Source organism: Eubacterium pyruvativorans (assembly GCF_900102225.1).
Taxonomy (GTDB): domain Bacteria; phylum Bacillota; class Clostridia; order Peptostreptococcales; family Anaerovoracaceae; genus Aminicella; species Aminicella pyruvativorans.
The window spans coordinates 74002-87450 of sequence record NZ_FNBF01000003.1; the positions used below are offsets into that span (position 1 = coordinate 74002).

The 13449-nt window shown below is 54.1% G+C and carries 12 protein-coding genes; 2 read left to right on the plus strand and 10 right to left on the minus strand.

The window, feature by feature from the left end; genetic code table 11:
- Window positions 1–92: 92 nt before the first annotated feature.
- The 5 genes from BLQ24_RS02010 to BLQ24_RS02030 form a co-directional block, all read right to left on the minus strand.
- Window positions 93–2672: an EAL domain-containing protein gene (locus BLQ24_RS02010; RefSeq protein WP_176755841.1), complete on the minus strand. Its 2580-nt coding sequence runs from the start codon at window positions 2670–2672 to the stop codon at window positions 93–95.
- Between the two features lie 236 nt (window positions 2673–2908).
- Window positions 2909–3388, minus strand: a complete 480-nt coding sequence (locus tag BLQ24_RS02015; RefSeq protein ID WP_242869554.1) for a GNAT family N-acetyltransferase — start codon at window positions 3386–3388, stop codon at window positions 2909–2911.
- A gap of 17 nt (window positions 3389–3405) precedes the next feature.
- Window positions 3406–4290 carry a GGDEF domain-containing protein gene (locus BLQ24_RS02020; RefSeq protein WP_173327522.1) on the minus strand — a complete coding sequence of 295 codons (885 nt, stop codon included), beginning with the start codon at window positions 4288–4290 and terminating at the stop codon, window positions 3406–3408.
- Window positions 4291–4538: 248 nt separating this feature from the next.
- Window positions 4539–5033 (minus strand): pilin, encoded by a 495-nt coding sequence (locus BLQ24_RS02025; RefSeq protein ID WP_090162139.1) that lies wholly within the window; start codon window positions 5031–5033, stop codon window positions 4539–4541.
- A 231-nt stretch (window positions 5034–5264) separates the two neighbouring features.
- Entirely contained in the window at window positions 5265–5759 is a 495-nt protein-coding gene (locus tag BLQ24_RS02030) for a type IV pilin protein (protein WP_242869555.1), read from the minus strand.
- Window positions 5760–5978: 219 nt separating this feature from the next.
- Between BLQ24_RS02030 and BLQ24_RS02035 the strand changes: the two genes are divergently transcribed.
- Window positions 5979–6269: a hypothetical protein gene (locus BLQ24_RS02035; RefSeq protein WP_090162141.1), complete on the plus strand. Its 291-nt coding sequence runs from the start codon at window positions 5979–5981 to the stop codon at window positions 6267–6269.
- A 378-nt stretch (window positions 6270–6647) separates the two neighbouring features.
- Here BLQ24_RS02035 and BLQ24_RS02040 read toward each other — a convergent pair whose 3' ends face one another.
- Together BLQ24_RS02040 and BLQ24_RS02045 are read right to left on the minus strand one after the other, a co-directional pair.
- Window positions 6648–7673, minus strand: coding sequence for a D-alanine--D-alanine ligase family protein (locus BLQ24_RS02040; protein WP_173328319.1), 1026 nt, complete (start codon window positions 7671–7673; stop codon window positions 6648–6650).
- A 114-nt stretch (window positions 7674–7787) separates the two neighbouring features.
- Complete coding sequence (locus tag BLQ24_RS02045) at window positions 7788–8270, minus strand: GNAT family N-acetyltransferase (RefSeq protein ID WP_090162145.1); 483 nt, start codon at window positions 8268–8270, stop codon at window positions 7788–7790.
- Window positions 8271–8511: 241 nt separating this feature from the next.
- Here BLQ24_RS02045 and BLQ24_RS02050 point away from each other — a divergent pair, with 241 nt between their 5' ends.
- Window positions 8512–10128 carry a DUF438 domain-containing protein gene (locus BLQ24_RS02050; RefSeq protein WP_090162147.1) on the plus strand — a complete coding sequence of 539 codons (1617 nt, stop codon included), beginning with the start codon at window positions 8512–8514 and terminating at the stop codon, window positions 10126–10128.
- Between the two features lie 29 nt (window positions 10129–10157).
- Here the strand turns inward: BLQ24_RS02050 and mmuM are convergent, their stop codons facing one another.
- The 3 genes from mmuM to BLQ24_RS02065 all read right to left on the minus strand — a co-directional run bounded on the left by mmuM (window position 10158) and on the right by BLQ24_RS02065 (window position 13369).
- Window positions 10158–11123: a homocysteine S-methyltransferase gene (gene mmuM / locus BLQ24_RS02055; RefSeq protein ID WP_090162149.1), complete on the minus strand. Its 966-nt coding sequence runs from the start codon at window positions 11121–11123 to the stop codon at window positions 10158–10160.
- Window positions 11124–11193: 70 nt separating this feature from the next.
- On the minus strand, window positions 11194–12642 hold the full coding sequence (locus tag BLQ24_RS02060) for an alanine/glycine:cation symporter family protein (protein ID WP_090162152.1): 1449 nt from the start codon (window positions 12640–12642) through the stop codon (window positions 11194–11196).
- Between the two features lie 31 nt (window positions 12643–12673).
- Window positions 12674–13369, minus strand: a complete 696-nt coding sequence (locus BLQ24_RS02065; RefSeq protein WP_090162153.1) for a TIGR00266 family protein — start codon at window positions 13367–13369, stop codon at window positions 12674–12676.
- Window positions 13370–13449 lie beyond the last annotated feature (80 nt).

Genomic DNA, 13449 nt, shown 5'->3' on the forward strand with positions numbered 1-13449 from the left:
GGTGCGCCGGTTTATTTTTTTGTCTTTCCCGCCGGGATCCGGCATTGACGCCTCTCCCCTTCAGAATACAGAACCCGCCGGAACAGAATTCATCATTTCTCTTCCGGATTCATCATCATCTCAACCACACGGAAAGTTACATCCGCATACCATTCCCGGGAAGCATTCTCCGGATTCAAGTAGGAAATCCGGAGATTCTGGGTACAGGCGCACTGCAGATTTCCGACAATCTGGATCCCCCCTGTCCGTTCCCGGATCTGCGCTGCGATTTCCGCAACCTCTTCCGGGTCCTGATACTGAACCAGCATGCAGAAAACACTTCCGGACAGCCGGCCGATGACACAGCTTCTTCCGGCGATGTCCCGGAGAATGTCAGCGACGTGACGGAGAATCCGGTTTCCCGCTTCCTCGCCGTAATTCTTCCGGAAAAGAGGGAATTCAATGTTTTCCACCTGAATCACTGCAAACTCCGTTCCACTGTTCCACAATTCCTCCAGATAGCTGTGAAAACCGTCCACCAGCCCGCGATTGTTGGACAGACCGGTAACCGGGTCCACGAACACTGCAGAATTCTTTTGTTCCAGAATATTCCGCAGCTGTTCCGCATCCGAAAACTTCCCCACCAGTCCTACGATCCTGCCGTTACGGTAGATCGGAATCTTGCTGGCCAGAATGGTGCGCTGTTTTCCATGAACGATACATTTCCCCAGGGCGAGACGTACCCGGTCTCCTTTCTGCAGAACCCGCAATTCATCCCGGCGGAACGGATCCACTTCCTTGTGCCAGCCCATATCCTCATCGGCCTTCCCCCGGATCTCCTCCAGGGAATCCAGTCCGTAGAAATCCAGGAAGCTATTGGTAGCTCCGAGGAAGCGGCGGCTCTGGTCTTTCCAGAAATACATATCGTCCCCGAAACGTTCCACATTCTCCCAGAGCAGCGAGCTGCTGATTCCTCCGTCGTCCTCTTCACCGGTTTCTGCGCCCTGCACTGCGAGACAGGAAACCAGCTCACAGAGCGTTTCCGGAGACAGATCCGGCGCCAGGGAAATACTCATAACCTGCTTTCCGTCGGTCTTCGGAACCGGCAGCAGCAAAATAAGTTTCCAACGATACTCGCCCCGGTCATCCCGAATCCGGAGCAACTCGGAAAGCATATGTCTCCGGTTTTCCAGAATCCGTCTCCTGAGCGAACCCACTTCCGTGAACCGGCGGTACCGCTCCAGGTCCGGACCGTAGATGAAATCCGCTCCGTATACTTCCAGGGCATCATGCAGATTCACCTCAACATTTCCACTGCCGATCGGCTGGTCGGAATTGGAAGATTTCAGACCGTACGCTGTGCTCCGCTCCAGATCGATCAAAATAATATCTTCACAGAAGTAGTACAGGTTCGACAGATTATCTGCCAGCTTCTGTTCCTGTTGATTTGAATTCAGAGAAATATACCGGATCCTGAAGGTATAGATGTAATCGTTTTCATGCTGTGCGATGGTTTTTCCCACCAGCTCCATGTAATGATCTCCGGAGGGATACAGAATCCGGTGTTCCCCCGGCTTTTTCCGGAGCTGCTCGTTGACATACGCCCGGTGGAAGGCGTGGCTCGGATTATTCGGGATATTAATCGTATCGATCCATCCTTCTCCGTCGAGGACGCCGTCCCGTGCCAGAACCCTTCGGTACGCATCATTCATGAAAATCAGCTTGAAATTGATTCCGTCATCCTCCAGCACACACAGGGTATGTTCTGTCTGATAATCCACCCGTCCCAGTGCAGCGTAATAAGATCCCAGGCGCAGAGATTCCGGTTTCAAATCCCCCTTCCGCACGCAGCGCTCGAATTCTTCCGGCTTCATCGGATGGCCGAAGTAATATCCCTGGATCTTCTCACAGCCGATCTTCCGCAGAAACCGATACTGTTTTTCCGTCTCCACGCCCTCCGCCAGCGTACTGATACCGATGGTCTTCGCCATACGAATGACGGAAGAGATGATCGTCCTCGCTTTCTCCGTTCCGGTGGACAGGAAATTCATATCCAGCTTCAGCTCGTCGAACGGGAGATCTTTCAACGCAGCCAGGGAAGAATACGCCGTACCGAAATCATCCAGCCATACCCGGAATCCCTTCTCGTGGAACCGGCAGATGAACCGGCCCAGTTCCTCCGTTTGATTCAGGAACGCACTTTCAGTGATTTCAATATTCAGAATTTCCCGGGGGACCTGATACTGCCTCGCCAGCGCATCAATCCGCTCCACCAGATCCGGATGCCGGAAATCCACCCGGGACAGATTCACCGATACCGGAATCAACGGAGCATTCCGTTTCACCAGATCCCGGTACCTTCTGCAGACCTGCTCGACCACATACAGATCCAGCGTATAGATGAGTCCCTGTTCCTCCAGCACGGGAATGAACTGATCCGGCGTAATCATACCCCGGTCCGGATCGATCCAGCGGCACAGCGCCTCCGCTCCGCACATCATCCCCGTCACAGAGCGAATCACCGGCTGGAAGTACACCTGTATCCAGCCTTCCTCCATGGCCCGATGAAAATTCTGCAGTACGTACTGCCGTGATCTCATTGCTGCTGCAAGCGGCTGCTTCATGCAGAGATCTCCCTGCGTCCCGTCCGTCAGATCCCCCAGCAGCTTTTTTTCATCCGGTTGTAACTCCAAGATTGTCCTCTTCATCTGGACTGCCTCCCCGCAAGCGATGAATGCATTTTCCGGGCTCGGATTGACCAGCGACCGACCCCCCAGATTTTTTGATGCTTTTCCCTTAAGGAAATATTATACATAACGTTCTACATTCTAACAACAGAAAATACCGGGGCGATGCCCTTTCATCCGTGTTGCATCAATTTAACAGCACCTTAATCCAATCGTTCTTCATACTATATCTTCACCAATACTCAGCTCCCCTGCCTGATGCTAAGCCGCATCTGCACATGCAGAACTCCGGCCTCAATAAAATCCTCGGAAGTAACCTTGAATCCAGCCTTCGCATAGAACCCTTCTGCATATTTCTGCGACTCGACATAGATCTCTCTCGCATCCATCCATTCCCCTGCCGCCTGTATTCCGGCATTCAGGAGTTTCATTCCGAGCCCTGTTCCATGATCCCTCGTGAGCACCCGTCCCATCTGAACCGTTCCTGGCTCATTTTCCTTCAGAAACATCCGCAGGTAAGCTGTGACTTGACCCGCAGCATCGACAGAAAACACATGAAGGCTATTATAGTCAATTCCATCCGTGTCCGGGAAGAGAATCTTCTGCTCCCCCACAAACACATCTGCTCTTGCCCTGAGCATTTCGTATAGTTCACGGGTGGTCAATGCGTCAAATGAGCGGACATAAAAGCCCAGAAGCTCTGTGTGTAAATAATCAGTCATGTAATTGCTCTCCCGGATTATAATTCTGTCCTGCGTTTATTCTGATACATGACCTCATCCGCACGCTGATAGAGCTCCTCGTTCGACTCTCCCGGCTGTCGAACGACAAGTCCATATGCAAAATCCATGGGGAAATTCCCAAATGCGGGATCACATGCGTCCAGCTTCTGAAGATCATCCAGTGCCTTCTGTACCTGAGCCGAATCCGAGAACGAAGTGAGACAGAACTCGTCTCCTCCCACACGGTAAAGTTTTCCGTAAGGACTTAAATGTTTCAGCGTCGTCTGTGCAAATGCACGCAGATACCGATCACCCGACTGGTGTCCCTCCGAATCATTGACATGCTTCAGATGATTCAGATCGAAGGAAACAAGAACGGGAGCCGGCCTTCTCTTCTGCCGAAAATAGGACACCGTAAAAGCATTTCGGTTTGGCAGACCGGTCACCTGGTCTGTCTTTGCAAACAGCCTCACCAATGCCACATAGAGAAGCAGAAAAGAAATGGAATAGCATCCCCAGACAGCCGGCACATTGCCATCGTAATAGAGGCCAACCATTCCAAGCGCCGCAATCACCAGGTTAAACAAAATCAAAACTCTGTTTTCCTGATCAAGCTTCTCGACGGTCACAAAATCATGAACGAGGATGCAGCCAAAAAGGAAAAGTGTTCCCAGATATACGGCTGCGGTTCCCCGCACATTCGCAACCGCCGCATATTTATCCAGGCGAAAGAACACGGGGAACCTAACATTCAGTATGCACAGAACAATCAGCACAATGTCCGCCGCAAGCAACAGGCTGTCTGCCCGATCCCACACGTGCCGGTGGTACATCAGCAGAAAGAAGAATGCGGCCGGCACGCAGAGAAACTCCACGCTGGCGAGCGCCGTCAGTGTATGCATTGGAAGTCCGGACTCATAGGTACTCTCATAGATATATTCCCAGACATGATCCAGAATCACCGTTACAATCATCGTGATGCCCATGTTCCGAAACAGGATAACCGCTCTTCGTTCCAGCATCGGATCCAGATACATCCGGGTCCACACATAAAGGACAATTGCCACACATGTTAAATCAAAAAAAATAACCGGAAAAAAACTCATCGTATCGAATCACCTTTCTCTCCAGGCATTGTGCAGCTCCTGCGTTATGACGCTGAAACCGGCCAATAATTCTCTTTGAAAGAGTATGATATCTCCTTTAGCGCAACAGCTGATAAAGTGCCGTCAGAATCATACGTAAAGTCCATCTCATAAATTCCCGGACGAACCGCAGTATTGACAGTCAGAACGTCCTTGCAGGCCAGATTGCTGTTCGCAATATATGTTCGCATCGAAGCCGCATCTTTCTTGCTCTCAATCTGAACGAAGGCATCAATAATCACCCTGCCACCACTATGGTACGTGACAAATATATGTCTTCTGCCATTTACCCAATAATTCTTGCCTGCCGGATGATCCTGATCCATATATTCAGTCTGTACTTCAGAATATACATTTCGTAAATTAGCCAGGGTTGCCGCATCCCTTGCTTTCTCCAGCTGCTTATTGAAAATCGGAATACTGACCGCCACGAGCACAGCGATGATGGCCACCACGATCAGAAGTTCTGCCAGGGTGAAGCCCTTCTGGTTCTGTTTCATTGAGCATCGCTCCCTTCCGTTCCTTCAGTAGAACAATCCATTTACTTCCATTATACACCCATTTCACCGATTTGATTCTCCCTTTCGAACTGCCGGCGGAATTACTCCAGATATCCAGAAAGCCCGTGCAATGCACGGGCTTTCTGCCTTGAGAAAGAACGAACTGCATATCACGCTCAACCCTGACGCACCTCCTGAATGAGGCTGCAGTTCGGTAATTTCATATAATGATTACTTATTATCTACTTTAATCTTGTCCCCCTCAGAGGTACCGCTGACAGTCCACTGTCCACCAACTGTAGCAGGGGCAACTTCAATGCCGCCGATTTTAATCTTAGTATTCTCATCTGCTGCTCCGCTCCATCCGGCTTTCTGACCCGTTGCTTTTACAATCATAGTATAGGTACCATCTTTATATGTCACATCGCCATTACCGCTGTCTTTCTTATCATCACTCAGCACCGCCGCCGTAACCTCTGCGATGGCGGATCTGACATTCGCTTCATCCGTCGCATCTCTGGACTTCTCCAGCTGGCTCGTAAAAATAGGAATAGAAATCGCCACCAGCACTGCGATAATCGCCACAACAATCAGCAGTTCGGCCAGGGTGAATCCCTTCTTGTTAACCTTCGTTTTCATCAGATTTTTCATGTCTTTAGTCCTTTCTCTAAAACATCTTACATCGGTCATCATCGGGATGAAATGGGTTGGATTATTGACGATCACCGAATGTGTCTTTCCTTACAAGTTCATTATATGCACGGCAGTGTCGTTGCGCAAGTGTATTTTTTACATACGTCTTGACTTTTGTTTTATTTTCAAGATTTAATTTTACCCGAGTACAACACAGTCACTTTTGTCCTTCATTGCATCTCCGAAAAATGCTGTTACAATGGAGGCAGAAGCCCCTGCCCGGTCCTGCGGCAGGGAGAACAGGAGTTGATTATGAGAAAAATTTCACTGAAGAAGGAATACAGCACCCCCACGAAAGTGTGCTTCGGCGTGATAGACCCGGAGGGCCGGAAGCGCTGCACGATGGACATCGATTTCTCTCCCTACGATCTCGGAGAGCTGAAGGCGAAGGGGATGGATGCCGTGGCAGCCGCAGCCCGTTTCGAAGATGAACTGAAGGAGATGATCTCCGGCCTGATCGGGAAGGAATGGGAATGCTCCGGCGGATGGGAAGACATCATGGGCCCGGTGCGGGAGGCCGTCACCTCCTATTTCGGCAGATAGACGGAGTATCAAAAAAAAAACGAGCCGTCCCCCCTCGCTTCCGGCTTCGATCCTTCCACCGGGGGACGCCTGCACGGCACAGGTATCCGCACATGCATCGTTCAGCAATCCCGGTATCCGTCTGTCTCAGTCCGGTTAAGCCCCCGAACTGAGAGGAAGCACAGTCTGCAAAGAAGGTGCAGCCCATTCGTCGATGCAGTTCCCCGCGCCCGCCGGCCGGCGGACAGCTCTCCACTGCGAAGTTCCGCATCAAAAACCGGGCCTTCCGGCCCGGTTCCGGTGCATTTATAATAACATCATTTTCCGGAAATTCAAAGATATATCCGCAGAAAAGTCCGGAATATTCATCCGTTTTTTTCCATATGATTTCCACCCCGATTATTTCTTCTTCCGGCACGCATATCCCAGGGCGATGATGCGCTCGATCTGCCGCGGAAGGGACACGCCGGCCTCCTTCCAGAGAAGCGGGAACATGCTGTATTTCGTGAATCCCGGTATCGTGTTGATCTCATTCACATAGACCTTCCCGGTGTCCAGATCTTTCATCATGTCCACCCGGGCGAATCCCTGACAGTCCGCGGCGATGTAAGCGCTTCGTCCCAGCTCCCGGACCTCCGCCAGCTCCTCATCCGTCAGCGGAGCTGGAATGTAAATGTTCGTGCCCACGCCGTCGGTATACTTCGCTTCATAATCATAGAAGACATTACCGGATGTGATTTCCCCTGCGCCGCTGACCCGGGGCTCCTCGTTCCCGATGACGCCCACCTCAAGCTCTCTGCAGTGGATGCCCTGCTCGATGATCACCCGGCGGTCAATCACGGCGGCCCGTTTCAGTGCCTCCGGCAGCTCCTCCGGCCCTTCCACCCGGGAGATGCCGATGCTGGACCCGGTGTTGGCCGGTTTCACGAACAAAGGGTAACCGCCCAGCCGTTCGCACCGCCTGACCACCCCGTCCGTGTCTTCTGCGATTTCTCTCCGGTCAGTGACCTCATACCCGCATACCGGAAGGCCGGCGGCTTCGAAAACCTGCTTCGACGCCACCTTGTCCAGGTTCAGGGCAGAACTCATAATGCCGCAGCCCGCATACGGAATCTGGAGAATCTGCAGCAGCCCCTGGATGGAGCCGTCCTCGCCGTACCGGCCGTGGATGACCGGGAATCCGAAATCGATCATATCCCCCAGGTCGCTGACCCGGATTTCCTCCCCGTGCGTCTGCCAGGTATCCTGCTCGATTTCCGAAACATCTCCCGTGAAATGGACGAAAGCCCCTTCCCTCGTAATGCCGATCATGACGACCTCATGCTGATTCCGGTCGATCGCCCTGAGTACTGTCCCGGCAGACATCAATGAAATCTCGTATTCATCCGATACGCCGCCGAAGAAAATTCCTATCCGATCCTTCATTCTATTACTCCGATCTGTACACCTCTGTTTTCCGCGCCGCCGGGTCCCTCCGGCAGTGCATTTACAGTTCATTATACGAAATCGGGGGATCGTAATCAAGTTAATTTTTTGTCCTTAGAAAGTCAGACGCATCTGATACCAGGTGACCCCGCCGTGCACCGAAGGGGATACCCCCTCGTTCTGAAATCCGAACTTTCCATAGTAGTGGATCAGCGGTTCCTTGCAGGTCAGCACCACTCCCCGGCGGCCCGCGTCCCGGGCATCTTCAATCATTTTCTCCATCAGCATGGCGCCGCATCCCTGTCTGCGGCAGGACGGAATCACATCCAGTCCGAAAATCATCTGCCATGCCCCGGATTCATCCCCCATTTCCGCATGATCATACATTTCATCGGTCAGATCCCGGGCATCGGTGGCGAACCCGTTGATGAATCCCACAATTTTCTGGTGATCCGTCAGTACCCAGAAGTGCTTCTGATTCCACTTGATTCTCCGGACGAACTCTGCCTCAGGCGCCGCCTCCAGCAGCGGGAAGCATTCCGCCTCCACCTCCGCGATCGCATTGAGATCCCGCAGCGTTGCATTTCTGATTTCCATTCCTCATATCCCTTCTGAACCCCTTCCGAATTCTTCGACTCCTACAAACGCCTCTCTATCTTACATTAATACTAACATTCCGCAGACTAACATCAAGCATTTGAGAAAGAACGTTGATTAATAATCCTGAGTTATTTTTTTCGGGCATTTTTTTGAAGAATTTCTTCATAGTTGCTTCTGCAACATTAATACTGTTTCAATTCCACTATGATGACAGCATAGAAACAGGAGGTAATGATATATGGCGAAGAAAATTGATCTCAATCATTCAGTATACGAACTGGTCATGCAGTACCCGGAGCTGACCGATATTATGAAAGAACTGGGTTTTTCGGAAATCACGAAGAGTGCCATGCTCTACTCGGTGGGAAAGGTCACCACAATTCCGAAGGGGGCGAAGCGGAAGGGAATCCCGATGACCGAGGTGGTTTCGTCGCTGCTGCGTCACGGATTCGAAATCACCGGCACCATGCCGCTGGATGCGACGGGCGGTTCTTCCGTGCAGGCGGCTGAAAAGGCCTCGTCCGGTGACGCTGTGAAGGCTGGTGGTGCTGTGAATACCGGCCGTTCTGCGAAACCGGATGCAGACGGGATTCGTCAGGAATCCGGGGATAATCCGGGCCGCAGGGCACTGCTGAAATCCTATCTCGCCCGGCTGGGTTCCGGAGAGGACCTGGCATCCGTGCAGGCGGATTTCAAATCCGCCTTCCATGACGTGGATGCGGCGGAAATCATGGCGGCCGAGCAGGAGATGATGGCGGAGGGAACCCCGCTCACCGAAGTGCAAAAACTCTGCGACCTGCACTCTGCACTGTTCCACGGGGCCACGAAGGAAGAGAAGATTCTCCGGGCGGAAGAAACGCCTGCGGCCGGGTCGGGAAATTATGCGAACCGGGAAGGCCAGGCGAAGGCACTGGAACAGATCCCGGGCCACCCCCTGGAAACATTCTCCCGGGAAAACCGGGCGCTGGAGGTACTTCTTTCCCAGGCGAAAGAGGCAGACCGGAATGAACTGGCCTCCCTTCTTCCGAAGATCCGGGAGTTAGCTGTTCACTATGCAAAAAAAGGCGACCTGCTCTACCCTCTTCTGAAGGTGAACTATGATATTTCCGGTCCGTCGGATGTGATGTGGACTGTGGATGACGAAATCCGGGATGAACTGGCCGAACTGACCCGGGACGCCGGTTCCCCGACGGACATGTGGGAAGAACGGGTGCGGGCCGTACTGACCCGGGCAGAGGAAATGATATATAAGGAGGAGAACATTCTGTTCCCGATCTGCGCCGTCAATTTCCAGGAAGAGGAGTGGATGCAGATCTATGAAGACGGGAAAGATTACGCTCCATGCCTTTCCACAGAGCCGGGAACCTGGAAAGCGGCGGAGCAGCGCCCGGAAAGCGGAAGAACCGGCTCCGGCTGCGGTTCTTCCGGAACCCCTTCCCTCGGAATGGGTCTGGATCTTTCGAAAGCGGAAGTCGTCATGCCGGGAGGCCACATGTCCGTGGAGCAGATCACGGCCCTGCTGAACACGATTCCGATGGAAATCACCTTCATCGATGATCAGAATATCAACCGCTATTTCAATGAAAGCGAAGGGCCGAAAGCCTTCAAACGGCCGAAGGCCGCCCTGGACCGGGAGGTCTTCAGCTGCCATCCGCCGAAGATCGAGCCGCTGGTCCGCTCCATCATCGAAGATTTCCGTTCCGGCGCCCGGGACAGCGTTCCTGTATGGATGGAAAAGAACGGCCATGCCTTCCTGGTAAAGTACATGGCCGTCCGGGATTCCAGGGGCCGGTATCTGGGCACCATGGAACTGGTTCAGGATATGGAATTTGCGAAGGAGCATTTCACGAAGTAAGCGGGAGGGAAATGCGAAGTAAGCTCCGCTTACTTCGTGACCGGCCGGCGGCCCGGGGCTTCCTCCCGGGCCCACCGGGCGATGGAGCGGATGTCTGTCGGTTTTGTCCGGCAGCAGCCCCCCAGCATAACCGCACCGTCATCGTACCAGATTTTCGCCCGGTCCAGGAAAGTCTCCCCGGCCCCCAGGCCGCTCCACTTCTTCAGCAGCCCGTCATACACCTCCCCGCTGTTCGGGTATGCCGCTGTCGGCAGGTCGGATACGGCGCGGAAATTCTGCAGAATGTCATGCACCAGCTCCGGCGGCGTGCAGTTCACGCTGACCGCCTGAAGATGGGGATAATCCCGGAGCGCATCTGCCACATCCCGGATCTTCGTGCCGTCGCTGATCTCATCAGCACTGCGGAAGGTGAAGCTGATCCAGTAATCCGCTTCCATGTCTTCCAGCAGCTCTGCGCAGGCGACGGCTTCTTCCAGTCTGGGACAGGTTTCCACGGCAAAAATCTCCGCCCCCTCCTCCCGGAGGAGTTCCATGCGGCGCAGGTGAAAGTCCTGATAATCTTTTTTTGTCATATGATACCCGCCGGTATACTCACTGCCGTCCGCCAGATATGCACCGTAAGGACCGATATCGCCGGCAGCCATGGGGAACGGCCTGCCGGATGTACTGCCCCCGTCTTCCTGCCACCACAGATCCCTTGCCTCCCGCACCAGTTTCATGGATTTCCGGATCAGCGCCTCGGCCTGCTCCTTCGTATAGCCGGCTTTCATGAACCCGGGAACGGTAGCCTGATAGCTGGCGCAGGTGCCGATGTCCGCCCCGGCCCGGAAGTAATCCCGGTGAATCTGCAGGATCGCATCCGGATTTTTCTCCAGGAAGCGGGCACTCCACAGAAGGTCGTTCACATCATATCCCCGGCGTTCCAGCTCGGTTCCCATGGGACCGTCCAGAACGATCAGATTCTTCTTCTCCCGCAGTTCTCGAAATGTTGTCATTAGTATTCTCCCCTCTTCCGGCCCCGGCCGGCATGCATTGTTTCATCGTTCTGGTCTGTCCTGCCGGCAGTCATTCAGTCTGCCCTGCGGCCTCTTCCGGATCTTCTTCCGCACAGTCGAAGACCACGTACGGCGGGTTCTCGCCCCGTTCTTTCGCCGGAAGGTAGCGCTTCCAAAAGTCGTCAAACAGCCGGAAGATCTCCCGGTGTTTGGCAATGATGATGAAGATGGTGATCGCCACGTACATCGCCGACAGAATATCGGTGAATGCCCAGAGTGTGTCCGCCTTCACACGGTACAGCACCACGCTGGGGATCATGTAGTAAATCATGTAGACCGGCATCATCCGCCGGTTTGCCTCAGAATCCCCGAACACATAGTTGACGCTCTTCTCACAGGTATAGTACATGCCGATGATCGTGGTCCAGGCAAACACGGCGATGGCAACCGCCGTCATCTTCCCCCCCGCCGGGCCGTACGCTTCCGTGAAGGCGACGGTGGTCAGCGCCCCGGAAGTGACCGAACTCCTGTGGTAGGCGCCGGTGAAAATAATGGTGAATGCGGTGATGGAGCAGATCACGATGGTGTCCAGGAAAATCTCTCCCCAGCCCCACACGGACTGCCGCACCGGGTGGTCTGTCCGGGCCGGCGCATGGGCAATCATGCCGTATCCCGTCCCCGCATCATTGGAGTAGATGCCCCGGGCTACGCCGAACCGAACCGCATCCCGGACGGAGGCACCGGCAAAACCACCAAGGGGGGCGGCCGGCGTAACCGCACTTTTCAGGATCAGCATAATCACATCCGGCACCTCCCGGAGATTCACCAGAATAACCCCTAGTCCCATGAGAATATACAGCGCTGCCATGATCGGCACTGCTTTCGACATCACCCCGGAGATGCGCCGGAGTCCGCCCCAGATTGTGAGAAGACAGGTGAGTCCGATGGCGGCAGCCGCATAGACCGGGGGAAGGCCGAAAGCCTGGCGCATGGACCCGGTCACCGCCTCTGTCTGCACGGAGCAGGTCCAGGGCCCGAACAGGAAGCAGAACACCGCCAGCACTGCGGCGCCCCGTTTCCATCCCAGCGCATTCTTCAGCACGAAAGACCGGTCGCACACATATTCATCCATACTTTTCCGGTAGTGTTCCCGGTACCGCTGTCCGATGATGATCTCACAGGCTTTCGTGGACATCCCGAAGAACGCCGACACCCACATCCACACCAGGGCTCCCGGTCCGCCGCTGACGATCGCTGTGGCTACACCGCTGATATTCCCTGTTCCTACGGTATTGGCCAGGGCCGTACACGCCGCCCGGAATCCGGAAACCGTGCCTTCTCCCTCCCCTTTTCCAAACATACTCCCGAACGTATTCCGGAAGTTGAAGCGGATCTTCCGCTGATACCGGAAGCCAAAGCGAATCGACAGGATCATCCCCGTCATCAGGACAATCACAGTCATCGGTGTGCCCCAAACGAAATCATCGATGGCAAATAACGCTTTACTGATACTCTCCATGTCACCTCATCTGTTCTTTCTCATGTTCTTTCTAATTTCCCGACTGGGGCAGGAACGGCGCCACCGCATCAGCCAGGCTGTGTACATTTCTCGTCTGAATCCAGATCCGGCCGTTCCCCATGAACCGGTTGACCAGACCCTCCCCTGTGGTAAATCCGAATGTGCCGGATGCAATCTCAATCCGGTAGTCCAGCGTCCGGTCCCAGGCCACAACATGATCATTGTCCACGGTAATCGGCCGGTCCGGCGTCACCTCCAGCTCCAGCAGATCCCCGAAGGCGTTGATCAGCACGTCTCCCGTTCCTTCCGTTTCCATCACGAAGAGACCGCCGGTGCCGCCGAAGAACGCCTTCCCCACATCCTGGGCTGCCATGCGGTAGCCCACACCGGCGTCACAGGCCAGAAAAGCCCCGGTGTTCAGACGGTACTGCCTGGAACCTGCGGCAAGCCGGACGATCTTCCCCGGAATGGACGGCGCAATCCCCAGAAGACCGGCATCACTCTCCCCCACGGCTTCCGTAATGAACATACTCTCCCCGCTGGTCAGGCTGCGGCCGATCGCACCGAACAGACCGCCCAGGCCGCCGGAACGGGAATTCATCTTTCCTGTGAGCCGCACATCCTGCATATATGCCATGGCCCCTCTTTCAATGCGAACGGATTCTCCTCTTCCCAGCCGGATCTCCACCAGCGGACAATCGTTGTCTCCCAAGATCTGATATCTCATCTTTCTCTCCTTTATAAAACTACCAAACCGATTTGTTTTACCATTATACCATACCATTTCGGCCAATCCCACAGGATTTC

What these genes read in the sequence shown, in the direction of transcription:
- BLQ24_RS02015 (WP_242869554.1), bottom strand. Translation starts at nt 3,388, where the DNA reads ATGACTGATTATTTACACACAGAGCTTCTGGGCTTTTATGTCCGCTCA.
- BLQ24_RS02020 (WP_173327522.1), bottom strand. Translation starts at nt 4,290, where the DNA reads ATGCATACACTGACGGCGCTCGCCAGCGTGGAGTTTCTCTGCGTGCCG.
- BLQ24_RS02025 (WP_090162139.1), bottom strand. Translation starts at nt 5,033, where the DNA reads ATGAAACAGAACCAGAAGGGCTTCACCCTGGCAGAACTTCTGATCGTG.
- BLQ24_RS02035 (WP_090162141.1), top strand. Translation starts at nt 5,979, where the DNA reads ATGAGAAAAATTTCACTGAAGAAGGAATACAGCACCCCCACGAAAGTG.
- BLQ24_RS02040 (WP_173328319.1), bottom strand. Translation starts at nt 7,673, where the DNA reads ATGAAGGATCGGATAGGAATTTTCTTCGGCGGCGTATCGGATGAATAC.
- BLQ24_RS02045 (WP_090162145.1), bottom strand. Translation starts at nt 8,270, where the DNA reads ATGGAAATCAGAAATGCAACGCTGCGGGATCTCAATGCGATCGCGGAG.
- BLQ24_RS02050 (WP_090162147.1), top strand. Translation starts at nt 8,512, where the DNA reads ATGGCGAAGAAAATTGATCTCAATCATTCAGTATACGAACTGGTCATG.
- mmuM (WP_090162149.1), bottom strand. Translation starts at nt 11,123, where the DNA reads ATGACAACATTTCGAGAACTGCGGGAGAAGAAGAATCTGATCGTTCTG.
- BLQ24_RS02060 (WP_090162152.1), bottom strand. Translation starts at nt 12,642, where the DNA reads ATGGAGAGTATCAGTAAAGCGTTATTTGCCATCGATGATTTCGTTTGG.
- BLQ24_RS02065 (WP_090162153.1), bottom strand. Translation starts at nt 13,369, where the DNA reads ATGAGATATCAGATCTTGGGAGACAACGATTGTCCGCTGGTGGAGATC.